The following is a 402-nucleotide window of genomic DNA, read 5'->3' on the forward strand; positions in this document are numbered from 1 at the left end:
GTTTTGTATCTCAGGACTTCAGCAAATCATTTGTACAATACGGCAGTGCCGTGAAGACGATTCTGACCACCGGCTTCGATGATTTTATAAGAGGTTGCACCAGCGGCAGCGGCTTTGGCTGCGAAGGTGGATTCCAGACCCTCTAACGTATTGCCAGAAGCAGATACAGTGCCGATTTCAGCTGCGAAGCTGGCGAAAGAAACCGTGGCGAGTGCAGCAGCAACAACGAAAGTTTTGATAGATTTCATGATGTAATTCCTTCTCAATGTTTGTTTGGGGAAGGCCATGTGCCTTCGATGAGAAGAAGAATAACCCCGTGAAGCTGGCATGAATAGCGAAGTGATTTGCTGATATTGGTTAAAATTTCTGAACAACATCTCAGGGGGCGAATGCCCCGTTCCC

1 protein-coding gene is annotated in these 402 nt (G+C 47.5%); it reads right to left on the minus strand.

Annotation, left to right across the window (positions count from 1 at the left end; all coding sequences use genetic code 11):
* Window positions 1–26: 26 nt before the first annotated feature.
* Entirely contained in the window at window positions 27–248 is a 222-nt protein-coding gene (locus J1785_RS00165) for a YdgH/BhsA/McbA-like domain containing protein (RefSeq protein ID WP_129990942.1), read from the minus strand.
* Window positions 249–402: the final 154 nt, after the last annotated feature.

This window comes from Rahnella perminowiae, assembly GCF_019049755.1.
Lineage (GTDB): Bacteria > Pseudomonadota > Gammaproteobacteria > Enterobacterales > Enterobacteriaceae > Rahnella > Rahnella perminowiae.

Bases quoted from the DNA above. Each gene is read 5' to 3' on its own strand.
- J1785_RS00165 (WP_129990942.1), bottom strand. From the start codon at position 248: ATGAAATCTATCAAAACTTTCGTTGTTGCTGCTGCACTCGCCACGGTT.